Source organism: Streptomyces sp. ME02-8801-2C, from assembly GCF_033793965.1.
Lineage (GTDB): Bacteria > Actinomycetota > Actinomycetes > Streptomycetales > Streptomycetaceae > Streptomyces.
The window spans coordinates 1-25,613 of the sequence record NZ_JARAXP010000041.1 but is presented as its reverse complement, the minus strand read 5'-3'; the positions used below and the strand labels follow the sequence as shown (position 1 = coordinate 25,613).

18 protein-coding genes are annotated in these 25,613 nt (G+C 68.8%); 5 read left to right on the top strand and 13 right to left on the bottom strand.

Annotated features, from left to right (window positions below):
• Positions 1-152 precede the first annotated feature (152 nt).
• A complete protein-coding gene (locus PV396_RS45325; protein ID WP_416071590.1) occupies positions 153-434 on the bottom strand; it encodes a YaaC family protein in 282 nt (93 codons plus the stop codon).
• Positions 435-580: 146 nt separating this feature from the next.
• Here PV396_RS45325 and PV396_RS44415 point away from each other — a divergent pair, with 146 nt between their 5' ends.
• Complete coding sequence (locus tag PV396_RS44415) at positions 581-1,099, top strand: hypothetical protein (protein ID WP_319214079.1); 519 nt, start codon at positions 581-583, stop codon at positions 1,097-1,099.
• 70 nt (positions 1,100-1,169) lie between these two features.
• Here the strand turns inward: PV396_RS44415 and PV396_RS44410 are convergent, their stop codons facing one another.
• The 10 genes from PV396_RS44410 to PV396_RS44365 form a co-directional block, all read right to left on the bottom strand.
• A complete protein-coding gene (locus PV396_RS44410) occupies positions 1,170-3,032 on the bottom strand; it encodes an ATP-dependent nuclease (protein WP_319214078.1) in 1,863 nt (620 codons plus the stop codon).
• Between the two features lie 900 nt (positions 3,033-3,932).
• Positions 3,933-4,973 (bottom strand): zinc ribbon domain-containing protein, encoded by a 1,041-nt coding sequence (locus tag PV396_RS44405; protein ID WP_319214077.1) that lies wholly within the window; start codon positions 4,971-4,973, stop codon positions 3,933-3,935.
• 479 nt (positions 4,974-5,452) lie between these two features.
• Entirely contained in the window at positions 5,453-7,597 is a 2,145-nt protein-coding gene (locus PV396_RS44400) for a P-loop NTPase fold protein (protein ID WP_319214076.1), read from the bottom strand.
• Between the two features lie 50 nt (positions 7,598-7,647).
• Entirely contained in the window at positions 7,648-8,727 is a 1,080-nt protein-coding gene (locus PV396_RS44395) for a helicase associated domain-containing protein (RefSeq protein WP_319214075.1), read from the bottom strand.
• A 150-nt stretch (positions 8,728-8,877) separates the two neighbouring features.
• Positions 8,878-10,536, bottom strand: a complete 1,659-nt coding sequence (locus tag PV396_RS44390; RefSeq protein ID WP_319214074.1) for a helicase associated domain-containing protein — start codon at positions 10,534-10,536, stop codon at positions 8,878-8,880.
• Positions 10,537-10,675: 139 nt separating this feature from the next.
• The gene (locus PV396_RS44385; protein ID WP_319214073.1) at positions 10,676-11,695 is read right to left on the bottom strand and encodes an ATP-binding protein; all 1,020 of its coding nucleotides are present in this window, start codon (positions 11,693-11,695) and stop codon (positions 10,676-10,678) included.
• A complete protein-coding gene (locus PV396_RS44380; RefSeq protein WP_319214072.1) occupies positions 11,692-13,869 on the bottom strand; it encodes a Mu transposase C-terminal domain-containing protein in 2,178 nt (725 codons plus the stop codon). Before PV396_RS44380 ends, PV396_RS44385 begins: the two co-directional genes overlap by 4 nt.
• Positions 13,870-13,913: 44 nt before the next feature.
• Complete coding sequence (locus PV396_RS44375; protein ID WP_319214071.1) at positions 13,914-14,618, bottom strand: TnsA-like heteromeric transposase endonuclease subunit; 705 nt, start codon at positions 14,616-14,618, stop codon at positions 13,914-13,916.
• Positions 14,619-14,799: 181 nt separating this feature from the next.
• The gene (locus PV396_RS44370; RefSeq protein WP_319214070.1) at positions 14,800-17,466 is read right to left on the bottom strand and encodes a DEAD/DEAH box helicase; all 2,667 of its coding nucleotides are present in this window, start codon (positions 17,464-17,466) and stop codon (positions 14,800-14,802) included.
• The gene (locus PV396_RS44365) at positions 17,466-18,398 is read right to left on the bottom strand and encodes a CGNR zinc finger domain-containing protein (RefSeq protein WP_319214069.1); all 933 of its coding nucleotides are present in this window, start codon (positions 18,396-18,398) and stop codon (positions 17,466-17,468) included. The genes PV396_RS44370 and PV396_RS44365 overlap by 1 nt, the downstream gene beginning before the upstream one ends.
• A 93-nt stretch (positions 18,399-18,491) precedes the next feature.
• Here PV396_RS44365 and PV396_RS44360 point away from each other — a divergent pair, with 93 nt between their 5' ends.
• Positions 18,492-18,971, top strand: coding sequence for a hypothetical protein (locus PV396_RS44360; protein ID WP_319214068.1), 480 nt, complete (start codon positions 18,492-18,494; stop codon positions 18,969-18,971).
• Between the two features lie 2,370 nt (positions 18,972-21,341).
• Here PV396_RS44360 and PV396_RS44355 read toward each other — a convergent pair.
• The gene (locus PV396_RS44355; RefSeq protein WP_319214067.1) at positions 21,342-21,701 is read right to left on the bottom strand and encodes a hypothetical protein; all 360 of its coding nucleotides are present in this window, start codon (positions 21,699-21,701) and stop codon (positions 21,342-21,344) included.
• Between the two features lie 726 nt (positions 21,702-22,427).
• Here PV396_RS44355 and PV396_RS44350 point away from each other — a divergent pair.
• The 3 genes from PV396_RS44350 (at position 22,428) to PV396_RS44340 (ending at position 23,786) form a co-directional block, all read left to right on the top strand.
• Positions 22,428-22,697 (top strand): hypothetical protein, encoded by a 270-nt coding sequence (locus PV396_RS44350; RefSeq protein ID WP_319214066.1) that lies wholly within the window; start codon positions 22,428-22,430, stop codon positions 22,695-22,697.
• Positions 22,698-22,728: 31 nt separating this feature from the next.
• Positions 22,729-23,481: a helix-turn-helix transcriptional regulator gene (locus PV396_RS44345; protein WP_319214065.1), complete on the top strand. Its 753-nt coding sequence runs from the start codon at positions 22,729-22,731 to the stop codon at positions 23,479-23,481.
• A gap of 125 nt (positions 23,482-23,606) precedes the next feature.
• Positions 23,607-23,786, top strand: coding sequence for a hypothetical protein (locus PV396_RS44340; RefSeq protein WP_319214064.1), 180 nt, complete (start codon positions 23,607-23,609; stop codon positions 23,784-23,786).
• Between the two features lie 217 nt (positions 23,787-24,003).
• On the opposite strand, the gene PV396_RS44335 is transcribed toward PV396_RS44340, so the two are convergent.
• On the bottom strand, positions 24,004-24,204 hold the full coding sequence (locus tag PV396_RS44335; protein ID WP_319214063.1) for a hypothetical protein: 201 nt from the start codon (positions 24,202-24,204) through the stop codon (positions 24,004-24,006).
• Positions 24,205-25,613 lie beyond the last annotated feature (1,409 nt).

Sequence of the window (25,613 nt, the reverse complement as noted above, 5' to 3'; positions counted from 1 at the left end):
GCGGCACCTGGCACATCGCACCGGCCGGTACATGACCACAGGGGTTGTCCGGCCTGACGGCCGGACAACCCCTCACCAAGATCTTCATCGACCTTCTAGGACACGTCCCAGACGGGGCTGGTCGGCGTGCTTGATGGCGATGCCGTGACCGTTCAGCTGGTAGTCCGGCTGCTGCGCTGCAGCTGCGATCGCGCGCTGGCCTGGCTCAATCCGTAGAACAAGAGGAGGGGCCGGGAAGCTGGCCCCACCTGTGCCGCGGCTTTCAAGAGCTGCTCAGCTTGCTCGAGCGCCGCGTTGTACGTCTTGCGCCGGGCCGCGTTGCCACTGCCTGCCCAGCCGGGTGGGTCCGAGCGGGTCTCTCGAAGCGCCTGCCACACATCCTCAAGATCCGGGTAGGTCAGGTCATTCCGGGAGGGATAAGGCCTACGTACCATCGGCCCATTCTCGCCTATTGCCGGGAGCAATATGGGGACAACGTCCCACCGAGCGGAGGAGCTGGCCTTCGGGTATCCCGTTGGCAGCAGGCCTGAGATCCTGCTGGGCGAATGCGGGAACGTGTGGCGGTCTGTGCTCTGGGGGCGTGGTGGGTGTTGCGGCGTTGATGGTGTCGGTGGTGGCGCTGGGGGTGTCCGGGTGGGCGTCGTTGCGGCAGTTGCGGTTGGCGCAGCATGCCAACACGCTGCCGGTGCTGGTGGATCTCTTCCGTGAGCATCGCAGTGCCCGTCTGGCCGGGGCGCGGCAGTTCGTGCATGAGCGGCTGCCGGGTTGTGATCTGTCGGCAGGCCTGGACGGGGTACCGGCAGCTGAGCGGGAGTTGGTGCGTGAGCTGGCCTGGTTCTACGACAACCTGGGCGCTCTGGTTGCGCATGGTGTGGTGGACATCGAGCCTGTCTCCGGTTACCTGGGCGGGTCGGTGGTCTCGGTGTGGGAAGGGATGCGGCCGCTGGTAGAAGCGGAGCGGGCCAAGAGGGCGGGCAACGCCATGCCGGATCCGAACCGCTGGCAGGAGTACTTCGAGAACCTCTACCACCTGGTCCGTGAGATACCCGCAGACCAAGCCCGCGCGCGGACCGAGTTGTGGCGCCTCCCGCGCCCATGACGCGCGACGCGGTACTGCTCCGGGCGTTCACGCTGCCCGGCCTGCGACTCCTGCCACGACAGACGACTGGTCACTGTCTGCCAGTCTCGGGATCCAGATGTTCCCGGATCTGTCGGTAGAGGTCGGTGACCGGGGTTGGTGGGTTGGAGTGGTGGGCTGCGAAGTGGGAACCGACGCGGGGCTTGCTGCGGCCGTGCTCCTTTTTGGCCTGTTCGTACAGCTCGGGATCGAGCTCGGTGAGCAGGGCTTCGAATTCGCCGCCCTTGTTGCCGTCGGTGCCGAATTCGCGGGCGAAGGTGAACACGCCTGCTTCCTCCCAGTAGTCCTTCCAACGGGTGAAGGTGTCGTTGGGGGCCGGCTGGCCCTCTGGGAGAAGATTCTGGGCCGTGAGGTGTTCGTACAGGCGGCTGCCGTGACTGAGTACGGGACCATCCGCGACGATCGCCCAGGGGATACCGAAGGCTTTGAGATAGTCGATGTAGCCGTGGAAGGCCGTGTCCCCGTCGACCTTCATCAGGCAGATGTTGGCGGCGCTGAGGGGACCCCATTCGGGACAGTGAGTGCTGTCCCACCACTGGCTCAGGGCGCCGGTTTCGGTGGCGCCTTCGCACAGGATGACTCCGGCGGCGAACAGCAGGGCCCGGGCCTCCGCTGTGCCCAGACGCTGCAGCCATCTGGTCCGCTCCTGTACAGACAGATCCTGGGGTGTGCGAAAGACCTGGGTACCTGACGGGTGCGGAGCCAACCGCACGATGCGGGAAAGATCCGCAGGGGTACTGGCGGGCACCAGATCGGCGCTGTGAGTGATCACGATGCATTGGGCGAGGGAGCTGAGTACCGGCATGAGGCGGCGCTGGAGGGTTGGCTCCAAGTTGACGGCGGGCTCATCGAGGACGATGACACGGCCGGACTTACCGGTGAGTAGGGTGCTTAGCAGGAGCGCTTCCTGGATGCCGGCCCCGGCGAAGGCGATAGGTACTTCATGGCCACCGTCGACGACGGTGACATCGATGAGCATCGTGCCAGGCTCCTCGGGATCCGGGGATGCCTGCACACCCAAAACACGCCCGGTCAGATCGGTGAACAACTCCTTGGCCCGTGCATAACGCTGACGCAGTGCCAGAGGACCGTTCTTGCACCGGTACAGCTCGCCGGCCGCTCCACTGCCGTCTCGCAAGTCGAAAGGACGCTGAAGGGCCTGGTGGGAGAAGCGGCGTTCCAGCGGTAGACGGCGGTTGTCGGTGATCATGATGCCTTGGTGCAGGATCGCGGCCAGCACGTGGATGAAGTCGAAGGACCGGTTGTCGATCTCACGCGTGCCCAGCCTGGCTGCCAGGTCCAGCAGTGTGACGGGCAGCGGGCTGGATCCGTCATTCGGTGGTGTCACGCTGAAGGACAGAGCCTCGACTTGGGGTGGTGGAAGCACCTTGGTGAAGTCGATCAGGCCTGTGGGGCGTTGCTGCCACCAGTGGCTGAAGTTGCGGGTCTGGGCAGGCACCCCTCCTCGGGCTTCGGCGGAGCCCAAGCGCAGGAAGCTGGACCCGCCTACGAGCTGAATGTGCCATGTGGCGTCGGCGTGGGTGAACTCCCAGGCCGCGAACCATGGCTGGCTCCAGGCCGCGTCATAATGCACATGCAGGGTGCCGGTCCATAGCGGGAACAACGAGGCAGGATCGAGCTGGTCGCGTACGGCAGCGTCCAGTTCAACTCGGGTTGGCAGGCTAGGGGAGATTGCGCCGTCTGCCCCGCATACGAAAGCAGCCTTGACAAAGGCGGCAACCAGCTCCTGTTCCCAGGTCTGATCGAGCTCGATCTTTACGGCAACTTGGAAGGATGTGGTGCCGAAGCGTCCTGCCCGGGTGTACAGATCCAGTCGATCAGCTGCTGGTCGGCCGCTGTAGTGCCCTACGACTGTACTGATCAGGTCCACCACCCTGCCGAGGTTGGACTTACCCGCGCCGTTCGGGCCAGTGACGACAATGGGCTGACCAGCCAAGTCCAGTCGCAGGTCGCCGCATGACAAGAAGTCGCGACAGCTGATACTCAATACCCGCAAGGGGGACCACCTCGGATTTCTATTTCTGGGTATCCTTCCAAAAAGGGGTGGGAATTGTGGGGATTTTGCAGCTATGCCCAGTTGAGTCCGAGGTTGGCGAGCGCGGCTGTCCAGGAGCAATTTTTGTGATCAGAAGGGGATGGTCTGGCCTGGGCTTATCAATTGGGTGTGCGGCTCTAGTCACGTCGCGCTGATGCCTGGGTGGCCGTGGCGATCGTGGGTGCTGGGTCGATGGCGGGGCTTTGACGTGCCGGTTCGTCAGGTAGCGGGCGATGTTGATCAGGTTGTGTCACCTGCGCGGCGCAGAATTCAAGCTCAATGATCGTGGTATGTGGTGGCCCTAGGACGGCCCGTACGGTGATTCTGGCTCGTGTCTCGCCGGCACGGGGTAGCGGCTCGCTCAGGTGGCTGGGCGTGCCCCTACCGGTTCCGCATGGCCTGCCCCGGCCGATCCGCTGACCGCCTGCCGACCCCTGGTCGCCGTTTCGGCGCCCGTCACGTGTAGGCCGTCAGCTGAAATGCACGCCCGGGCGGATACGGCCCCCTCGGGCGGCCGGCAAGCAACGCGGTGCCTGGCCGCCTTCTGGATAGATGGGGCGCGGCGGACGGAAGATGGCTGATGGCTCAATGCCGATGCTGCCGCAGGTGCAGGGCGCAGCGCCGGGAGTGGAGAGTGTCTTTCTCCATCGCGCGCACGTGTTCCATCTGGCTGAAGCCCGCCAGCACCGCCCAGTACGGGGAGGAGCGGCGCGTGGCGGTACTGAGGCCGTTCGGGTGTCAGTCGCTGTTTCTCGGCTCGGGGACAGCCAGCGTCGGAGGCTGGCACGTTCCGCACTCGCAACGATTGCCGTCGGCGGGGAAGGGACGGGAGCAACGGGCGCAATGGGCGGTGTCGGTCTTGTACTGGCAGTGGAAGCAGGCGTACTGCGGCTTCTCCCGGGCTGTCTCGAAGAAGATGGACCCGATGAAGGCCCTACGTCCGCACTGGGGGCAGTCGGACGTTGGCTCGGCGCTCGCCGAGACGTTCGAGTTGTCGCTGCGCCAGCTGTTTGGGCCCCAGGAAACAGCGTGTTCGGCGGGTTCGAGCACTAGGTGGCAGAACGTGCACCGCACGCCATGAAGGACGATGGCCGCCCACTGCCCGCAATCGGGGCACTGGATGATGTTGTCGGCCACTTCGGCGATGTCGGCCTTGAGGTCGTTCATTCGCCTGCTGACGAACCCCTCGATGTCGCCAAGGGCATGGCGGACATGGTCCAGTTCGAAACTGATCCAGTCCCACTCGTCCCGGTCGATGTGACGCACCAGCTCCAGATGCACAAAATCCAGCAGGAAGTGCAGGACCTCGGTGGCGCGGGCTTCGATGGCCCGTGCGTTGTGTGTGAGCCCGTAGTGCTGGAGCTTGTTGCGATCCTGGGTCAGGTTCTTGATCGCCCTGACGTGCTTGACTTCGAGGTGAACGTTGGCGAACCGCTCTAGCCGGCTGATGGTCTCCGTTACTCCGCAACTGGAGAAGTCGCCGCTGGCGAGATCCTCGCGGGAGGCGACGAGTGGGTTGTCGAAGACGAGGCTCCAGTGCTCTTCCTGGAGCCGGGCCTTGAGGAGGACTTCGGTGGCGGCCTGGAGGTGCAGTACCGCGTACTTTAGGTCCCGAGCGTCGCGCTCCTCCCGCGAGAGATGATCGATTACGCTGCGGAGGTAGTCAATGCCATTGCGCACGGGTGGGAAGTCGACTTGCGGCGCCTCCGGACGCTGGCGGGAGGGCGCGGTGTGCTCAACGGCCGCGACGGCGTGCCGGTCGGGGTCTTCTTCGCTCATCTGTGCGGTGCGTCCTTGCGTTGTTGCGAGACCGTCCAGGAAGAATCTCTGCCTCTTTCCGCAGAGGCAAATCACGGTGGTTGCCAACTGTGAGCGTTCATGCAATTTCCCATCGGCAGCTCCTTCGGCCCACGCAATTCCCCAGTCGGTTGCGGCTGGTACGGGGCCGCCAGACTGCTGAGTGTAAGTCTGGACAATTCTCTCAAGGGCGCCGTTTGCGGCGCCCTTGAGAGAATTCACCCACCTTTGACTGACCCGGCCAGCCCTGCTGATCGGCGGCTATCGAGCGGCCGAGAACCCTGACGTCCGTGGGGAGTGCGGAGCACCCCCGCGCCAGCATGGAGACGAAGGAGTCGGCTCCGTGATGTCCCTGGCCCCCTTCCGTGCCGTTCCGGCTGGGGAATTGCGCGAACGTCCACACAACGGGTTGCCTGTCGGCTTGCTGCCCCGTTTGTCTGGAGGCGTGGGTCGGGTGGTGGTCAGTCGCTGCCCGGGGTGTTGCCCTCGCGGTGATGGCGGAGTGCTTGGAGGATGCGCGCCCGGTGTTCGTCCTGGGAGCTGGCGGGGTCTGCTGCGGGGGTGTCGAGGAATGGGCCGAGGCGGCTGTACAGCGCTTCGAGGCCGATGAGCGCGTCGAGGCTTTGCAGGGTGTCGTTGTCGATGACGGGGAACGGCGCCCGGTCAGGCGGGAGGAGTACGGCGAGGAGATCGAGCGGGGCCCACTCCTGGTCGAGACGCTGGCTGATCCAGGTCCGGGCAGCCTCCGGTTCGGCGTGGCGCCATGCCCAGATGAGGGTGATCTCCAGCTCGGTGAGTTCGTGGATGGGGCGGCTGACGGCGGGGGTGAGGTTCTGTGCGATCTCGTGGCTGATCAGTGAGCGGGCCTCACCGATCCAGCCGCGGGTGGCTGCTGCCTGTGTGTGGTCCGGGCCGTCGGAGTCCTCCCGGGCGATGACGCGTTGCAGGGTGCGGGCAGCCAGGACGGCTCCGTCGGGGGTCTGGGCCATGGTCTTGAGGATTGTGGGCCGTTCGGGCTCGGCAAGATCGGTCAGGAGGTCTTTCGCGAGGTAGCCCATGGCGCGGTCTGCGGTGAACAGGCCGAAGACCCCTTGAGGGGCGGCGGTCAGGTGGCCGTACTGCCGGGCTGCAGCTTGGAGGAGTGCGGCCACTGGCAGGGGAGTGCCGACGGCGCGTTTGTAATCGATGCGGCGGGCGATGCGCTGGGTGTCGTCGCGCAAGCGCAGGAGCAGGTCGTCTGCCTCGGTGCCTGGGGTGCCGTCGGCCAGTTGCTGCAGGGCGGTGTCGAAGGTGTGCTCGGGAAGGTCGTCGTCGGGGATGCCGAAGACCATGTACCGGTCGAAGTAGTCGATGCTGCCGATGCCGCGCCGCAGCGCGATGGCCTCGGTGTTGGCGCCGTAGCCGAGAGCTTGCCGGAGTGGTGCGAACAGCATGCCCATCAGGCCGATCACGCCGTCCAGGTGCTGTTCGGCGACGCCTGCGTCCTGCAGTCTGGTGCGCCAGCGGTCGATGCGCTGTTCCGGCCGCTCGTCGCGGCGCGAGGGCATCTCGACGCTGGTGCCGGTGAGTTCGGCTCGGTGCTGCCACAGCAACTGGTAGGCGCGGGGCTCGCTGGTGCGCAGGAAGGTGACGAGCAGGAAGTCGACGATGTCGACGTTGCCGGTGAGCTGGCCGAGGGTGGCGTCGGCCTGGCCGAAGAACCGTTTGATGGCGCGCGGGGTGCGCAGTCGGGCCTGTAGGTGCTGGTAGTAGGCCTCGGAGAGCCGCTGTTGCTCGCCGGGCGTCAGGGTCAGGTTGTGCGAGGCGAGGACTGCGGCGAGGGAGCGGTCGACCAAACGGTCGGCGTCGCGCTCGCGGAACGCGGGAAGGTCCAGCCGGACCTGGATGATCTTTTCCAGGAAGTCGCGTGCGCGGGGCTCGCTGTTGCCGACCAGCTCACTGCGTTGGAGGACGTCCAGCAGGGTCCGTTCGTCGAAGCTGATCAGGTAGTACACGCCTGGTAGATGGCCTACCAGGCGTACCAGTTTGAAGACGACGAGGAGCTCTTCGGGGGTGAGACGGTCAAGGTCGTCCATGATGACGAGGACCGGGCGGCCCGCTTTGCGCAGGGCTTCTTCAGCTTTGCGTTTGGCGGCGGACGCGCTCGTGTCGCCGCTGACGCGGTTGCTGACCTCCTGGATCAGTCCCTGCGAGTCCAGGCCGAAGACGGCAGTGGCTTTTCCGAGAGGGCTGATTGCCCGTCCGAACCCGCCGATCTTCTGCCGCGCCTCGGACCACCGTTCGTCTTTGGGGAGGGCTTCGCGGATCTCGCTGAACAGTGCCTGGGTCAGGGACTCCAGATCGGAGTACAGCCAGGGGTTGAGTTCCGCGATCAGCCAGCCTTCACCGTTCTCCGTTTCCCGTAGCCGGCGTGTCACCTTGCCCAGGACGCTGGACTTTCCCGAGCCCCAGGAGCCGATCAGCGCGAGTACACCGGTTTCGGTCTGGGCTCGTACCCGGTCCAGCAGGCTGAGCACATGCTGGGCGTATTGCCCGTGTCCGAGCAGGTCAGGCCCTTCCTCGTGGTCGAGGAAGGGCTCGTCGTTGAAGAAGTGCGCGTCGGCCATCTGCCCATTGTCGGGACAGGAAGGGAGCCGGGTACGGGTGTTGGCGGTGTTCAGCCTGCGATGAGTCCGGTGGTGGTGAGGAGGTGTTGTTGGTGGGGGTGGAGGAGGGGCCAGATGCGGTGTTGCTTGGTCAGCCAGCGGCGCGTTGTGGGGGTGTGGGGTTGGGTGCGGGCGTGTTGGTAGGCGAGTTGCCAGGTCATGCCCCAGGGTGGGTTCCACCAGGGGTCGATGGTGGTCAGGGCGCGGGCTGCGGGGAAGGCGGGGCCGGTTTTTCCCGCGCGGTAGCGCTGTTTGATGAGCCATCGGCCCAGGGGGAAGCCGTCCTGGGTGGTGTCGTGGGGTACGGCGAGGTGGCCGTGGGTCGTGGCCCAGGTCTGGGCGTGTTCGACGCCGGTGCGCCAGGGGTGCGCGCGCCGGGTGCGTGCGTGGGCGACTTCGGGCGTGATGCCGATCAGTGTCAGGAGGTGTTGCTGGTCGGGGTGGAGCCGGTGGTAGGTCAGGCAAGCGCGGGTGGTCCAGGTGCCGAGGGCGGTGCTGGGGGCGGGGACCAGTGCGGCGGGGTTGAAGGGGCGGCCGGCTTCGACGTGGTTGCGGGCGCGGTAGTAGTTGCGTTGCCAGTGCAGGTCCCATGGTGGGTTCCACCAGGGGTCGATCGCGGTGAGTTCGGTGAGGTGGGGTGAGGGAGGCAGGCGGTCGCGGGCGCGTTGTTTGGCGCGGTTGCGCTGACTGAACAGCCACCACCCCAGCGGATACCCGTCGTGCCGGGTGTCACGGGGAGCCGCGAGATGGCCGTGCTCAGCGTGCCAGGCTCGGGCGTGTGCCAGGGACGTCTCGAAGCCCGGCCTCAGGTCGGGACGGTGTCCCAGGCGGTTGCGGGGCTCGCGGGGACGTTTCGGTTCGGTGCCACGTCGTGTGTGGCGTCGGCCGGTGGAAGCGGCAGGATCCGCACCCTTTCCGGTCTGGCTGGTCTTGTCTTCGGGTTCCGGGGCGGGGGGCCTGGCTGGTGTTTTCGGGGCTGTCCGTGCGTGTTCCTGGGCCGTGCGGGCTATCTCGGTGGTGATGCCGATGCCGGTGAGGAGTTGTTGCTGCTCGGTGTGGAGTTCGTCGTACCTGGCGCACTGGCGCCACAACCAGTCGGCGGCCCCGGAGTCGCCGAGGTCATCAAAGCCGTTCTCCGGGTGCAGGGGACGGCCGGCTGCGGCGTCGCGGGCGCGGTAGTAGTGGCGTTGCCAGCGCAGGTTCCAGGGCGGGCACCACCAGGAGTCGATGGCATTGAGAGCCTATTGCCGTTGCGGGGAGAGGACTCTTCGTTGTTGCTGGCTTCGTTGGCCGGCGAGCCATCGGCCCAGTGGGTATCCGTGGTGCACGGTGGTCGCGCTGACTTGGGCGAGGTGTCCGTGTTCGGCGGTGTAGGAGCGGGCGTGGGCGAGGGCTTCTTCGGCGAGCGCTTTCATGTTGCGCCGTCTGGGCCGGGCGGCGGCCGCCGCTGCGGTGTCGATGCCGATCTGGGTGAGGAGGTGTTGTTGTTCGGGGTGGAGGGCGGGGTAGCGGGTGCACTGCAGGTGCAGCCATTCGCCGAGGCTGTAGCTGGTGGTGGGGAATCCGTGAACGGGCTGGAGCGGGCCGTGGGCTTCGGTGTGATCGCGGGCCTGGTGCCAGGTGCGTTGCCACAGGGTGCTCCACGGCGCGTTCCACCACGGGTACAGCGCATAGAGGGCGGCGGCTTGGTGGGCCGGCATTCTGGTGTGGCGGTTACGTAGGTTGGCGACCCACTGGCCCAGTTGGTAGCCGTGGGGGACGTCTTCCTTCGGCACGGCCAGGTGGCCGTGGCGCTGGTGGTAGGCGCGGGCGTGGGCCAGGCCTGTTTGGAAGGATTGTTCGGCTTGGAGGCTGTGGCCGCGCAGCAGCTTGATCATCTGTGGCGCCGTCTGCTCGCGGTCAGCGGCCGGTGGTTGGGGGAGGAGGTCGCTGAGGGGGCGCGGCCGGTGCGCCGAGTGCACCGCCCACAGTGCCTTCTGCGCGGCAGGGTCTGGGGCGGCGCGGGTGCATACGCAGGAGTGGGCCCAGGTGAACAGGGGGCCGTGGGTGACGTTGGCGAGGTGGCGGGGGAGCCAGGGCCGCTGGAGCTGGTCCGCGAGTTCGGTCAGCAGTGCGGGTATCTCGCCGAGGCGGTAGGGCAGATGGCCGCAGGTCTGGGCGACGGTGTGCTGCTGCCGACGGGGGTTGACCAGGACCCGTGCGATGGCGACGGCTTCGGGATAGGTGACCAGGTCGCGGGCGGCCGTCTTCCACCAGCCGGGATCGGCCTCGGCGGGACGCGTCGCCTCCAGGCGTGCCGGCCACTGCTGTTCCTCGTCGGGCCAGGGCTGTTGCCACCAGGAGCCGGTGACGGCCCGGGCGACCTCGAAGGCGTGCGCTGCGGTGGGGGAGCGGTGCAGCAGCCGGGCGTGCTGCCGCTGGGCGTCGATCACTTCCGGGCAGCGGCCCAGGGGCACAGGCAGCCCGCTGGTTCCGGGCAGGTACAGGTGCCAGTAGCGGTGGCGTGCGCACACCCGCTGCTCGGGTGCCAGGTACCGGCGGGCGGGCACGTCTCGTCCGGTGCGGGCGGCGGTGCATGCAGGGCAGGCCGGGCCCCATGCGGCGACGACCTCCTCACCGCGCATCAGCCGTCCGGCCGGGCCGCTCCCGTACTTTCCGTACGGCTCTTCCCTCGTCCAGGCGGGCAGCGCCTGCTCGAGCACGTGCTGCGGCACATGGCAGAGTGCGGAAACGCGTGCGCGGGCCTGGGCGTTGAGGTGGATCTCGCTGTCCGGGTACAGCATCCCGGTGAGGTTCTGCTGGCCGCCGACATCGGTGACGGCGGCCAGCACGTCACGGATTCCGAGGTGGTAGCGGGCGGCGATTCTGGTCAGGAACGACAGCGTCAGCTCCCCGTTCAACGGAGCGATGCGTCCGGCCGCGCCGCCACTGATGGTGGGTACGATCCCGCCGGGTGCTGCCCGTTCGCGTCCCGCCCGTCTACTCCGGGGCAGGCGGGCGGGTGCGGGGGTGCTGGACCGGTGCGCCATTGCGGATGCCCTACTGCTTTTGTCGTGCGGGCCGGGCCGGCCGGGCCTGGGTTTCGGCGGCTGCGTCGAGTTCGATCTCCGCGAGGAGTTGCTTGGTGATGCGTTCGGTGCCTTCGGTGATGGCGATCAGGGCGGCTTCGCGGATGAGGTGGGAGAGGCTGCCGATCCGCCCTGCGGTGCGGGTGTGGAGGTAGGCGGCGTGCTTGACCAGGGTTCCCGTCCGGTGCGTGCGCAGCCGCAGCAGGTCTTCCATGGCCCGTACGAGGTCGTTCCAGACCGTCCGGTCCTGTTCGGTCGCGTACGCCAGCGGGCGGTGGCGGTAGATCTTGAAGCGGCCGGCGATCTGCGCGCCGCGTACTCCGCTGAGCAGGGATGAGGTCTCGATGTCGATCGCGGAGTAGACGAAGGTGGCCGGGATGCGTTCGCCGAGGTGCTTGAGCTGGTCGGAGGTTTCCGCTCCGGCGCGCCGCTGGGTGTCGAGGAGGTGGACGTCGTCGATGAGGACCAGCTGGGTGCCGAGTTCGCACAGCAGGTCGCATACGGCGCTGGTGATCTGGGTCTGGTTGAGGCGGTCGGTGATGGGCATGCCGAGGAACCGGGCGAATTCGCTGACGAGCATCTTGGGGGTGGCGGCCGGCGGCACGCTGATGAACAGCACGGGCCTGCGCTCTGTTCGTCCGGGGTGCTGGCGCTGGTCGGCGAGGTGGAAGGAACGCCCGAGCGCCATCATCGTGGTGGTCTTCCCGGTGGTGGCCGGCCCGGAGATGATCAGGCCGCGCCGGGCGCCCGCCTGCTGGCGGCGGTTGACCAGCAGCAGGCGTCGCACGGTGGTGAAGACGCTGTCCATGGCGGGGGTGCGCATGACGGCGAGTTCGGAGTGGTAGTCCTCGCGCTCCGTCTGGGACCAGAGGGGATCGGCGGCGTCCCGGGCGGGGGCCGGCGTCTGGTGGACGAAGGCGTCCCAGCCCTGCCACACGGTCGGAGGGGCCAGGGGCACGAACCCGGCACTCTTCTCGGAGGAGGTGCTCACCACCGCAGCGACTCCTCAACGGGGTCGTAGACCGTGACGGAGGAATCTCGCGCCGGCCGCGCCTGGCCACCCTTGTCCCCGGCCACGGCCAGGCCCTCGGCGCCGGAGAGTTCGGGAGGCCGGCGCTCAACCGCGGCGTCGGCTTCCTCCGCCTCCGCCTCCGGGTCGTCGGGGAAGGCCTCCTCACCGTGGGCGAAGCCGTCGTCATCGTCGGGCCCTTCGGCTGTCGTCTGCGGCTGCTGGCCGTACAGGATCCCCCACACCGCGCCGTCTGCGTTCGCGGCATGGGCATGGGCGCGGGCGCGGGCGGCGACGACCTTGTCCCGGCGGGTGCCGTGTCCGGAGGCGGCGCGTTCCAGCAGCTCGCGCAGGGCGAGGGCCAGGTCGTGTTCGTGGCTTACGCGGCTGCCGCGTTGGGCGACGGTGCTCCTGACGTGCTGCCAGGTGAAGTCGGTGAACGGGGCGCTGACCAGGGTGCGGTGGATCCACGGCACCACCTCCCACCCGTACCCCCGCGGCCGGCCGGGTTTCGGCAGGCGCACCCATACCTCGTCGGGAGCGTGCGGGTTGTAGTGGATCTCCCACAGGCCGTCCGCCGTCGGAGAGGCTTCGCCGCGGTAGGGGTTGAGGGTCTTGTGGTCGTAGGTGCGGTAGTCGATGCGGATGCCGTAGTCGTTGATCTTCTGCCGTTTGACGGGCATCAGCTCGATGTAGTCCTCACGCCCCAGCGGCACCGGGACGTATCCGCACACGGCGACCAGTGCCGCCCACATCTCGTTCGGCGACAGCGCGAGGCGGGGCATCAACGGGTGCCGCAGGCCGTCGTGCTCGCGCTCCTGCCACCCGCAGATGATCCATTCCTGCAGTAGGTCGTCCAGCTGGGCGAGTGTCCATACCGCCTCGCCTTCGGTGTCCCGGCCGCGTTCGCCGGTGTGGGAACCGGTGTAGCCGGCCACGTGCTGGGTGAACAGCGTGTTGATCGAGGAGAACGTGCGCTCCACCTGCCCTTTGGCCGGCCCGTTGCCGGGCGGCGCCGGCTGCAGGGAAATGCCCAGTGATCCGCAGGCGGCGACGAACGAGGATGAGACGAACACCTTGCCCTGGTCGACCACGATGGTCTGCGGGGTGATGACGGGCCGGGCCGCGGCCCCTTCCAGGCGGGCGTCCGCGCTCAGCAGCCGCTCGTAGGGGATCACTGAATGTTCCATCGCCAGTGTCTCGGGCCAGGTAGGCCGCATCGGCGCGGGGACCATCATCTGTGCCAGCAACTGCGCCGCGTCCACGCTGCGGGTCCCCTTCGGGCGCAGCACGGCCGCGCAGATGCTGCGGGTCGCCACATCCAGAGCGATGGTCAGCTCGGGCCGCTCCACCACCCCGTCGTCGAGCACCACGAAGGCATCCAGCAGGGTGCTGTCCATCATCACCAGCTCACCCGGCGCCATCACCGTCGTGGGAACGAACGGGGGAGCCGGCCGGGCCGAGCGCCAGCGGCGCTGCCGCGCGCTGCCCAGCAGCCCGCGCCCGTCGGCCAGGGCGTGCGCGAGCCGGTTGAACGTCGCGGTCGAGGGCAGCGGCACCGCACCGTCGCCGTGCCGCTCGGCCAGCAGCCGCTCGGTGTACACCCGAAGCCGCCCCAGCGTCCCGCTGGAGCGTTCCTGCCCGGCCTCCAGCACCTCGAGCAGGGCGGCCACCACTCGCTCGTCCGCCCGCCCCAGTGCCGACCGGGGCCGGGCAGCCCGCTGATCCACCAGTCCCCATACCCCGTCGTTGCGGTAGCGGGCCCGCATCCGCCGCACCGTCACCGCGCTGGTGGGCCTCCCCGCCGCCGACAGCTCCGCCGCCTTCGCCTCCTCCCGCTGAGCCAGCGTCCGCGCATCCGGGTCGTACGCAGCCCGCGGAGGGCCAGCCGCACCGGATCCGCCCGGGTGCCCCGTCTCCACCTCCCGCACGTGCCGCTCCCACGCCAGCGCCCGCTCCCGCACCGGCGCGGGCAGCGACTCCAGCCAGCCCAGCGGGGCAACCCGGCGGGCGGCGGGTGCGCGCACAGCCTCGAACCCCGCGTCGGCGAACAACAGCGACAGCAGCAGCGTCGCCATCTCGCCGTTCTCGGCGATCAGCCGCGCCTGGCCGCCGATAAGGGCGGCTACAGTCCAGGTCCGGTCCTCGAACCGCACTCGGGACCCCACCTCGACCACCGGCCCGCCGGACCCCCGGCCCCTCACGCCGCCTGCGCCCACACCGGCATCCGCTCATGCATCGGAGCACCCAGGTCCGCGGACAGCTGCCCCGTCCACAGGGCATGGAACAGTGCGGGAAGGACCACCATTGGATCCCCGGTCCTGCGCACGCCCTCCCACAGCGGCGTACGGCTGGCGAACGACTCCCGCAACGCCGCGGCCAGCTGCTGTCCTCCGTGGTACCGCGGATGCCGGTACCCGGACAGCCAGGTCACGTTGCGCCGGTACACCGGATCGACCGGCCCCAGCACCCAGTACCGCCAGCCCACCGCCGCACACACCTCGTCGACCGCCGCCGCGAGGGACCGCTGCCGCTGAGAAAGCTCCTCTCTGGCGGTGCAGTCCGCCAAGACCCCCTGGCCGTCGGCGAGCCGGAGCATCACCTGCGGGGCATGCGTACGCACTCCGCCCGGCACACGCCACCGCAGTTCCAGTGGCCGGCCGGCCAGGCCGTGGACGCGTGGATCGCGATCCAGCAGCATCAGATGCAGCCGCATCGCCCCAGACCCGTAGTGCACAAGCTGCCCGGTGGTCGCCGACCACCACCATCCCGGCGCCGTGCGCTTGCCCTTGCGGACGGAAAACGGCCTCAGCGGCGGACACCGCTCGAAGGCCACGTCGGCGGCCGCCGCCGACCACGGCGAACACTCCGTCGCCCCGCCCGCGGCCAAGAACCGTACGTCCACAGCCCCGACATCAGCCGGCCCGGCACTTGCCGCATCCCATTCCGCTTCCGCGCTCCGCACACAGAGCCAAACGAATTATCGGCTCATCCGGTAATGGGCATAACAAGCCAACGGGAAAACGCCCTGCCGCGGATCTGCCGCCTGCCAGTCTTGCGGTCGTCTCTGACCGGCAGGCATGCTGTCAGCCGCGCTCGGACTGTTCTGCGGCCCAGGTGTAGCCCAGCTCGGCGAAAGCAGCTCGCTGCTCCGCGTTCAGACGCTCCCGCCTGGCCTTCTGGTTACTCAGAAACACCCCCAGCCTGACCACTGAACCGTCCGGAAGCTCTTCAACGTGTGTCCTTGCCACGACGGTTCGGCCTTCACGCGCGATGTACTGCGCGAGGGCCGCGACCCCCCGCCGGAAGGCCGTCAACGTCTTTCCCTCAGCGCTCTTCGCGCCATCCGTGGTGGCTGGTGCCGGCCGTTCGGCGGGCTTCACCCCCAGGCTTGAAAGTCTGCGCTGCTGCTCCTCGGTGAGCTGGAACCAGTCGTGGGTCTGGCGCTGCAGCCACCGCCCGATGTCGTCGCCCTCGAAGAGCACTCCGGGCTGGATGGCCGGGAGGACGCCGTCGGGTTCGTCGGCGGCGAGGTCGGTGAGGATGCGGTAATTGCGCTGCCAGTCCAGGGGCCAGGGGCAGTTCCAGTCGATATCGATCGCGGCCAGCTGCGCCGCCCGCACCGCGGCGCGTTCGGGGTTTTTGCCGAGGCCGTGGGTGCGGCGGAGGTTGGCCATGTGTTCCCCGACGGGGGCCAGTTCGTCATCGGCGCCGCCCCAGACGGCGTCGCGCCGGGGCGCGAGGTGTCCGTGCGCCCGCCGGTAGGAGCGCAGGACGGCGAGTTTGGTCTCCCAGGCTTCCTCGCCGGGTTCCCACACCATGCCGGCCTCGTCGAGGAGTTCCTGGCGGTGGTCGTCGAGTTCACCGGCGCGGTAGGTGCGCCGCTGCTGGTGGGCCCAGCGTCCCAGGGGGAAGCGGTCGGTGACGCCCACCGTCGCCTCGGTGTCGTAGGGGACGGCGTACAGGCCCGTGATCCGGTTTTCTTTCCGCCACCGGAGCAGGGCCTGGTAGCCCTCCAGCCACACCAGCGACTCGGGCCGGTAGACCCGTGTGCGCAGGAACGCCGCGATCGTCGCCGCGTCGCGGGGGCTGGAGAAGTTCAGCATCACGGACTCCACCGCCCCCTGCGTGCCGTCCAATTCCTCAGCACCGGCACCGGCACCGGCACCGTCGGCCCCGACGATGCGTCCGTCCTGGTCGCGGACGAGGTGGTGCGGTTTGGTGCGCGGTTGCCTGGTCAGGGCCTGGGAGGCGAGTTGTTCGACGAGGCGTTCGGAGTGTGAGCGCAGGCCCTGGAGAACGGCCGTGAGGGGGCGGAAGCTGGCGGAGGCGACCATGTCGTCGGGGTCTTCGCCGGGTTGGAGGAAGACGGGCACGATGATCCGGGCGGTCTTGGCCGTGCCGTCGGGGTTCGGGCGCAGCGCCCGGCCGATGTTCTGGACGATCTCGACCTGGGAGCCGCGGGTGTCGGCGAAGCAGATCGCCTCCACACCGCGCTCGCCGGTGATGTCGACGCCCTCGCCCAGGACCCGGACGCTGGCGAGGAAGGCCCGGTGTACGCGCCGGTTGTCGGCGTCGATGCCGTTGGCGAACTGGCGCAGGACCTCTCGGCGTTCGGCGACGAGGTGGTCGCCGCACAGCCACGCCGCCCACACCCGCTCCGGGGGTACGTGGCGGCCGGCCTCCAGCTCGTAGAACTCCGCATCGATCGACGACGCCGGCAGCGCCTCCGCGCCGGCCAGGTCCCTGTCCGGGACCTCGGCCTCGTAGAGCCGGGCCGCGGTCTGCGGCATCTTCTGCGCGAACGCTGCGGCTTCCTCGACCCGCTGGTGGAACGTCATGACGGTGCGCAGGTTGCGCGCGGCGGCGTGTTCCAGGAGCGCGGTCTGCAGCAGCGCCAGGCGCCGGCCGCGCAGCGCCTCCTCCGATTCCCCGAGGACGGGGGAGGGGTCGCGGATCTCCAGCACGTCGATCTCGAACCCGGCGAGGATGCCCCGCTCGATCGCCTCCGACAGCCCGAGCTCGAACAGCCACTCGCCGTACGGGCCGTCGGGGTCGCTGGCCATCGTCGCGATCTCCAGCTCGCGACCGCCGGTGCCCTTCTGCGGGCGCGGGGAGGCGAGGATGCGCGGGGTAGCGGTCAGGTAGAGCCGGAAGCCGGCAGGGATGCGGGTGTTGTCGTGGATCGCAGCCCAAGGCCGACCAAGATCACCAGTGGTTGAGTGGGCTTCGTCGACGACGGTGAGGTCGAACGGGGCCATGGACTGTCCGTACAGCCGCTCCCCGCCCGCCAGCGCGGCCTCCAGCGGCCCGCGTACCTTCAATCGGCCGGTGACGTCCTCGGGGTCCTCCCGGTCCACGAGCGAGGCGTACGTGGCGAACACCACCACGGGACCTCTGCCCGCCCACAGCGCCAGCTGGATTGCGTTCGTGGTGGTCCGCACACCCAACTGCTCCAGGACGTCGTCCTTCTCCAGCGAGCACACCGCGACCATCGGCCCGTTGTGGCCGACCCTCCGCCACGCCTGGGCGGTCTGCACGAGCAGGTCGAGGGTGGGGACCATCACGAGGATCCGCCCGCCGCGGAAGCACTCCCGTGCGGCCCACGCGGCGGTGATCGTCTTCCCGGAGCCGGTCGCGGAGACGACGGTCCCGCGCAGCCCCTGCGCCGGTACCGGTGACCTGGCGGGCAATCCCGCCCACGCGCGGATGCGCGCGTTCGCTTCCACCTGGTGTTCTCGCAGGCTGATCATCACTCAGCTCCCGCCTGGCCGACGGGTTCTGGGCCGTCGTGCGGCCTGGGTTTCTCGGCCAGCGGCTGCTGGAGGGGCGGGGTCTGCTGTTTGCGGCGTCGGCGGTGTTCGCGCTGGGCCTGGGCGCGGGCGCATTCGCGGGTGCAGTACTTGATGCCGCTGGTGCGGTTTTGCCCGTATGCGGCGCGGCCGCGCTGGCGTACGAAGCTGCGGCGGCAGGTCTCGTTCGCGCACTCGCGGATCGTGGCGTCCTCGGCGAGGTGGTTGTAGAGCTGGAGGAACGCCACGGCGAGGATGGTGGGGTAACGGTCGCCCAGGCCGCCGATGCCGATACTGAACGGCTTGAGTGCGGCGTTCAGCTCACTCTCCAATTGCATGATCCTGAATTCCAGGGTGAGCTCGCGCAGGTGGTCCAGGTCGCGCGGCCATACCTCCTCCTGGTGGGTGTTCTCGGCACGCCACTGGGCCAGTTGTTCCTCGGAGACCTCGGGCTCGACGAGCGCGTCGAGCCCGCCCTCGCGGCGCAGGGCCAGCCAGGTGGTGACGGCCGCCTGGGCCTCCGTCACGTAGAGCGTGGCCAGTTCGCCGTGCAGGGCGAACGGCGCGCGGGGGTGGTCGCGCTCGGCGAGCTCCATGAGATGTTCGTAGACGTCGACGTCCCAGCTTCCGGTGCCGATGCTCCCGCCGAGGTGTCCATAGGCGCCCATCAAGGCGGCCACGGCGTCGAGGTCCTCGGGGTCGACCTCCATGAACTCGCGCAGGTAGAAGTCCTCTGGCATGGGGACGGTGTGCGCGCGAGAAGGGAGCTGCGGGGTCCAGACGATCCACTCGCCGTCGGCCCGTGCCCCGCGAAGAGGCATCAACTCCGGTGTCGGCACGGGCGTCCCGGGCCACAGCGTGGGACGAAAGCGTGGGTCAACGTATGCCGCCATGAGGGGCATCATAGCGTCCAGGAGGGTAGGACGAACTATGAATCCTTCGTATCACGCACAGGGATCGCGGAACTTACCCAAGGGGGAACCAGGGTGACGCAGTGGCAGGACCGCCAGACGATAGGCGACGCACACGAACGTCGGGTGGCAGCCGCACTGCGCGCCCGCGGCTGGACCGTCCACCCCTGCGGACAGGGCACCTACCCGCCCGCCGTACGAGAAGCCTTGCGCCGGACCCGCTCCGCCCTGCGGCAGTTCCCCGACTTCATCGCCGCCCGAGGCACCGACCTGATCACCATCGACGCCAAAGACCGCATGCCCAGCACCGACACCGACCGCTACGCCATCAGCAAGGACACGGTCAACGCCGGCCTTCTCTTCACCGCGGCCCACGCGCCCACCCCGCTGTACTACGTCTTCGGCGACCTCAAAGTCCTCACCCCAGCCGAAGTCGTCCACTACACCGCCCACGCCCTGCGCCACCGCAGCGGCGCCTTCCACCTCGTACGCACAGCGCAAGCACACCGCTTCGACGACGTCTTCGGACCGGCCGGCGCAGCAGCTGCGGCATGACCGCCACCGCGCCCTGCTGCTCGCCAAGGACGCTTGTCTGGTCTTGCGCTCAGGGTGGCGAACGTCGCGAGCCCGAACCAGCCTCAGGGCTGCCGGCCGCTGGCCGGGAGGACAGCGGCGTTCAGGGGCTGAGGGTGTTTGTCCGTAGGCACGTGAATGGGCACCACGGTACGGACGAGTTTTGGTACCACCCTCGAACCGGTGGTCGACCGTTCACCCCGGCCCCTGACGGCCTCTTCTCGCTGGCTGCGCCTGTGCTCCGACCCTCTACCGGCCCGACGGTCGAACGGCTGTCGGAGCCAAAGGAACCTGGTGCGCTGGTACCCGAACTCGTGCTTACAGACAGGTGTTGCCCTCGGGATGGTCCGCGGCGGTGAAAAAGGCGTCGATGAGGTAGCTGGATGCGTCGCGGAGGCCTGCATGGTCCTTGGCGGTGGGGCGGGCTTCGGGGTGCCGCGCGGGTGGGCTGTTGAGGTAGGTGTTGAAGCGGGGGCTGTCGCGGAGGACGTCGGGGAGGCGTCCGTAGGCAGGCAGGCAGGCAGGCGGTGTTGCAGGGAAGGCACAGGAGGCCGCGGACGCACCGCCGCATGAGCGGCCGGGCGGGCAGCAGCGGTGGTCGTGTCGATGTGCCAGAAGCTGACGGCATCGGGGGAGTGGTCGATCGGCGGGCCTTCCTGCCGCAGGGCGCAGACGCCGCCTTGGAAGCACCTGTCCCGCAGCCAGGAAGAGACCATCAGTCCGTTGGGGCGCGGCTGCAGCGGCGTGGTCCGGGGCCGGACTCGGGCGAGGGCCCCGCTGGCTGCCATAGACGTGGACGGCGGCACCATCACGAGGATCCGATCACCATAGAAGATCTTGCAGAGAATTCAACCCGCCTTCGAATGTGAATATGAGTGCGCAAATTGCTTTTATGAGGCCGAATACTCCGTATTCATGAAGCGTTCTCGTGCTGCTCGCCGAAGCCCGTCCGGTATCGGCGGGCGGTGGGGTCCGGTGCCCAGCGGGCGGCGGTCGATACTCGCAGGATGGATTCTCGCCCGTTTCACTGGTTCATTTTTCACCGCCGCGATCCGGTGAATTCCGGCGCCCAATGTCTGCGTGTATGGGCTGCGGACCGGTTCACCTCCGGCAGATGAACATCCGCGCGCGCCTGTGGCCGCGCCCGTCCGTCCGCCCGTCCGGCCGTGCCCGGGGCGCGGGTACGTCCGTACGTCTGCCCGCGCGTCCGTACGGGAGGGCTGGGCGGGGTGGGCGGGCCGGGGATCCGGCCGGGGTGCCGAGGGGGGTCTCGGAGGGTCGATTTCGCTCCGGCGGGGGGTCGCGCGCGTTAAAAGCGTGCACACGTGCCCGTGCACCCGCGTGCACACGAGAGAGGCCACCCGGCGGGCGACGGGCGAAGAACGCACCGGAGTCCGAGGGCGGGGTGTCGGCGGCGGCCAACGCGTGCCGCGCGTGGCCCGTGCCGGGCGTGCCGCGCGCCCTCACGCGTATGTGCGCATGCCCGTACGAGGCGATGCCGGGGGGCGAGGAGCGGCAGACTCCCGTCATGAGCACCACGCGACGCCGACTCGGCACGGCCCGGGCACCCTCAGGAGCACGCCGACGACGGACACCTCAACCTCGCCGCGGCTTCTGGCTGCCGAACGAGTCGAGCCGGGTGCACACCTGGGGGAAGCCGGGCAGCGGGACGTCGTCGACCGGAAAGGCCGGCGGAACCTCGGGCCGGGCACCGCGACGCCGGAAGGGGGCGCCGTAGGCAAGTAGTCGGCGCCGCGACCGGCCCTCGGCCGACCCCTTGTCTCCCTGCTCAGGCCATACGCCCAAGGCCCTCGTACCCGCCCGGCCGACGCGACCAGAGCCGCGACCAGGAGCGCGAGCAGAGGTGCGACCCGAACTCCGACCGCCCTGTCGTTCACGGGTTCATCATCACGGCCGCGATCCGGTGAATCCCGGGGCCCAACGTACGCGTGCAGGGCTTCCGGGCCGGTTCACTTCCGGCGGCGGGGGGATCTGGACCCACAAGGCCAGCGAGAAGATTCAGATGAACGCGAAGGTACTCGGCGAGAGATCAAGATCGAGAAGCCGGGCGTGGATGAACGCGGCGGAGGTTCTTCTTCACCGCCCCGTGCTGGCTCTCGGCGGGGCCTGAGGCGCGCGCGAGGCGGTGAAGTTCTCGCCCTCCGGGGCGAACAGGTCGAACTTGAATTTGTCGTGCGGCCGGGGCCGGGACCGAAGTGCCGGCGGGAGCGGCCGGGGCCGTGGCGGGGGCGGAGGGCTGGGGGATGGCCGCGCGGTCCGGCGCCGGAGTCAGCGCGGCGAGTGCCCGCTGCAAGTCCTCGATGTGCTCCGCCCGCTCCGCCAGCCGCGCCGTCAGGTGCCGGGCCTCCGTCTCCGCCAGCTCCCGCGCGTGCCGCTCCTCGGCGAGACCTGCTCGTGCTCGTGCCGCGCACGTTCCAGTTCGGCGCGCAGCGCGGCCACCTCGTCGGCCTGGCCGTGCTCCTCGTCCGCTCCGGCCGGGGCCGTGCCCTGCCCTGGGCCGGGGTCGGGTGGTGCCGGGGCGTTCACCCGAAGCCCGGTCGCGAGGAGGTTGTCGATCGGGATGAGCCAGCCGCGCTGTTCGTCGAAGACCGCGTCCGGGAAACTGCCGGTCTCCCGGCGGCGGATCGTCGTGCGGCTCAGCCCTGTTGCGGTGGCGGCTTCACGCTGGGTCAGCTGAGGGCGGGTACTCATGGGCGGAATCCTCCCCGACCACGGGCCCCGACCACAGCCCCGGCCATGCAGGCCAACCGCGCGCCGCGCCCACCCTGGTGATGGAGGCCGGTGGCGCCCGGTGAGGAACGACGGCCGTACCCACGAAGGAACGGCCGTACGCACGAAGGAACGACGGCCGTACCCCCGAGGCCGCAGGGCCCGTGGTGACGGCAGCACGGCATGCGAAGAGCCGACACCGCGCGGGCGGTACCGGCTCTCAGCGGCCTCGTGCGGCAACACGAGGGTTACTTCCCCTAAGCAATGGTTGGAGCCGTCGCATCAAGGGAGGCGGCAGAGCTGACGAGCTCTGGGCCTGTGTGGGGAGAATCGCAGCAGCCATCGAGCCTTTGCAAGCCCAATGGTTTGCGAGCGCATCAATCAGCCTTGCTCGGGTTCATACCGGTTGGACTGTCGATTGTGCTGCGTATCGATGGGCTGGAGAGAGCGGACTGTTGTTCCTGAGGTGCTGAAATCCAATCAGATTGGTGCATCTCTTCACCCTGGACGGCGGCGCATCAAAGACCAGGGAAGGGCCTCTATCGGGCCGTGACCCCCTCGACCTTTGCGTCCGTTACCAGAGAGTATGGGGCCCAGGCGTCACGTGGAGGGCGGCGGCAACCGCCCTGGCGCTCATCGGTTGGAGCAAGAGCCGTCCGGTGGCCTCTTCCGGGGGCTGCCGGACACAACATCACAGGGAGGCCTTTCATGGCCAAGAACCCTCCGCCCCTCCCCTGTATCGAGAACGGTCCCTTCTACCCGCGGCGGCTGAACGGCTCCGAGGCGGTGGTGATCATCGTCATCGTCTGCCTGGGAGCCTTCCTGACGGCGGTCATCGGCCTGCCTCTGGCTGAAGTGGTGCAGCTGCTCGCGGGAGTCGGCCTGGTTGCCGCCCTGGTGGTGCAACTGGTCACGGGAGCACCACAGCGCGGACTGAGCCGGGTGCTGGGCGCGTTGTTCAGCCCGCCGTCCGGGTGAGGACGGCCTGATGGGACGCCGGGAGAAGCCGGTGACCACCGGCAACAAGGCGCTGCGCAAGCTCGCGGTGTGGTTGCGCGGGCAGCGCGAGAGCAACGGGAGGCCGACGTACCGCGAACTCGCGGAACGATCCGGGCTCCATGCCACCACGCTGCAGCGAGCCGCATCGGGCGAGACGGTGCCCTCCCTCAAGACCGTGCGCGCCTACGCCCGGGCCTGCGGGGCTTCCATGAAGGAGGCGGACGCCCTGTGGAAGCAGGCCCGGTGCGAACAGCGCCGATCCTCACGGGAGGGCGGCCAGCCCGCGCCCAGCCCGGCGTTGGTACACGACCGCCGTGACCTGAGCGCCGCTCTGCGCGATCTGTACGAGAGGGCCGGTTCTCCCTCCTTTCGCCAGATGGAGGAGCGGGCGGGCAATCACCGCGTTCTGCCCCGTAGCACCGCGCACAGGATCGTTACCAAGCAGACAGTGCCGTGGGACCGGCGGCAGTTCTTGGGGTTTCTGCGTGCCTGCGAGGTCCCCGTGGCGGATGTGCCGTGCTGGTTGGACGCATGGGCCCGCGCACGAGCATACGAAGAAGGACGGCGCGTGGGTCCCACGTCCTCCCGGCGAGATGACCGGTGGGCACCGACTTGGTGGAGGCTGGCGTCGGAGACGCCGATGGCGAAGAGGATGCTTCTCGACGAGGCAAGGAGGATGAGCCGGCGCTCAACGTCCGGCTCCGCCAAGCAAGGCGTCGCGCTTGGGGACGGCTCAACCTGGCCACGCTGGTCGCGCAACTGAGTACGTTCAGTGAGGCCCCTGCCGGAGACCCCTTCCGGCAGGGGCCTCACTACGGTGAGAGCGCAGTACCTCGATCTCGACGACGGGTTCCTCGATCTCGGCCACGAAGAGCGGTGGTCTCGACGATGACGTCCTCGATCTCGACGACGGTGTCCTCGATCACCTCGTTCTCCACCCTGCGCCGCCGCACCGGCTGCCCGGTCGACAAGTTCGAGATCCTGCGCTCCCTCATCCGCCTCGTCGATGTTGATGATCAGGTCGCCGAGCACCTCGCCCGTGCCCTCGACCGCCGTACGACCTCCTGAACACGACAGTGGCCCGACCACGGCGCTGACCTGCTGTGGTCGGGGCCATGGTCGGGCCGGATGCACTGTGACCAGAACGACAAAGGTGCTGGTCAGGGCCATTGTCAGTGGCTCCCCCTACTGTGACCACAGACAGGGAGGAGAAGGCGTTGACCCAACAGAACTTGCTGAACGGGCGCGGGACAGCCGGGCGCCCCGGAGGGCACCGGGCCGGTGGTCAGCGCCGGATGTGCACGGTGATCTGGACGGTGCCGATGGTGCTGCCCGCGAGGCCGGCGGCGACGGCGGCCTCGGTGTGGCCGGTGAGGGCCAGGCCGAGGACGGTGGCGAGGGTCGCCAGGGTGGTCAGGACCGGCAGCCAGGCGTAGTGCCGGACGGGAGGCTCCGTACCCAAAGGGGTACGGTCAATGGACGTCACGCTTCTGGACTCCTTCGACGGGAACGGGAGCCCGACGTCAGGCGACGGGGAGGCCCCCCTTTGTCCGCGAAGCAGCTTTCCAGGGCGACGCTTCGCGGGCAGGGGTCTCCCCTCGTCGTCCGAAGGGCACTGCTTACGCGTAAGACTCTATGGCCCGCCACTGACAGTGCTGTGGGCCCGCCACTGACAGTGCCGTGCCCTCCGAGATGCCTTCAGTGGAGCTAGGTCCCTGAACAGCAACTTCTGCGCCTGCGTGCACTTGTCGTTAGGCGCCTGAGGCCGCCTGCTCCGGCGCAGAACTCCACCGTGGAGCAGGGACGTAGTCTGAGCGTCGAGGAACTCGTAGTTCGCGTCCTTCTCGGGTTCGGTGATGGCGAAGATGATTGAGCGCTCCTCGACGACCAGCAGCAGCTTGCGGTAGCTGGCCGACGTGACGGTACCGGCCGGGTAGGCCGTGTACCTCGCCGTCATGCGCGGCGTGGAACTGACCCTTCGCCGCGCCCTCCCACGTATTCAGGGTCGACGAGTTGTGTATCTCGTCGGTGGCGAAGAAGAACTTGAGGTGCTCCGTCGGCTCCTCGACGACCCCCGGGCGGGACGCGGGGATGCTGCTGGGGGATCGGGCGCCCGCCGGTCCGGGTGGGGGCCTGCGCCCCGTCCGTCCGCTGGAGGGTCCGGATGGGGGAAAGGGCGGGCGCCGCCAGCCGGATGCGCGGCTGTGGTCGGGATTCGGGCGCGGATTCGCGGGTTTTTTCGGGGTGGTGTCCGGTATTTCTCGGGCTTTTACGGGTGGCCGTGTTTCATTCCAGAGTTGGTCTAGGGCAGGGTTTTTGAAGCACCCTCAGAATTTGGCCCGTCAGGTAATGAGGCGACCTGCCGTATTCCCCGGAACAGCATGACGATCCGTCAGATCCAACCGGTACCCGCCCGGACGTACCCGCCAACCCGCGCCCATCGGGCCGTCTCCGCAGGTCACAGCCCATGCCTCGTGCCCGGCCCGGGGCTGGAGGGTGATCAGGGGGTGTCCACTGGATCCGCCAATGCTACATAGCACATTAGATTGATGCACGACCTCGAGAGGGGGTGGCCCGGAATTCTAGTCGCTACACAGTGCATCCGGCGATGCACCCACCCCGGCCCCTCCCTTGCTGCCAGCCGCCCGCGTAGCGGGCCTCGGTCCGGGAGCGCAGCGGACGGGCCGTCAGGGCCGGGCACCGGCCCAATCTCCTTGCGTAGCAAGGGAATTTACGGGGAGCGTCAGCGGACCGTGCCGCCCTCGCAGCGCAGCGGAGAGGGCCGGACCGGACACAGTCCGGTCCACCGCCGCGCTTGCGCGGCGGTCACGCTCCGCAGTTGCCGGGCGCATCGCGTCCGGCGGTCTCTGCCTAGCGCGCAGCGCTAGGGTACCC

Excerpts from the sequence above, each read along its gene's own strand:
- PV396_RS44370 (WP_319214070.1), bottom strand. The coding sequence starts at position 17,466 with ATGATCAGCCTGCGAGAACACCAGGTGGAAGCGAACGCGCGCATCCGC.
- PV396_RS44400 (WP_319214076.1), bottom strand. The coding sequence starts at position 7,597 with ATGGCCGACGCGCACTTCTTCAACGACGAGCCCTTCCTCGACCACGAG.
- PV396_RS45325 (WP_416071590.1), bottom strand. The coding sequence starts at position 434 with ATGGTACGTAGGCCTTATCCCTCCCGGAATGACCTGACCTACCCGGAT.
- PV396_RS44365 (WP_319214069.1), bottom strand. The coding sequence starts at position 18,398 with ATGGCGGCATACGTTGACCCACGCTTTCGTCCCACGCTGTGGCCCGGG.
- PV396_RS44405 (WP_319214077.1), bottom strand. The coding sequence starts at position 4,973 with ATGAGCGAAGAAGACCCCGACCGGCACGCCGTCGCGGCCGTTGAGCAC.
- PV396_RS44340 (WP_319214064.1), top strand. The coding sequence starts at position 23,607 with ATGACGTCCTCGATCTCGACGACGGTGTCCTCGATCACCTCGTTCTCC.
- PV396_RS44355 (WP_319214067.1), bottom strand. The coding sequence starts at position 21,701 with ATGAGTACCCGCCCTCAGCTGACCCAGCGTGAAGCCGCCACCGCAACA.
- PV396_RS44350 (WP_319214066.1), top strand. The coding sequence starts at position 22,428 with ATGGCCAAGAACCCTCCGCCCCTCCCCTGTATCGAGAACGGTCCCTTC.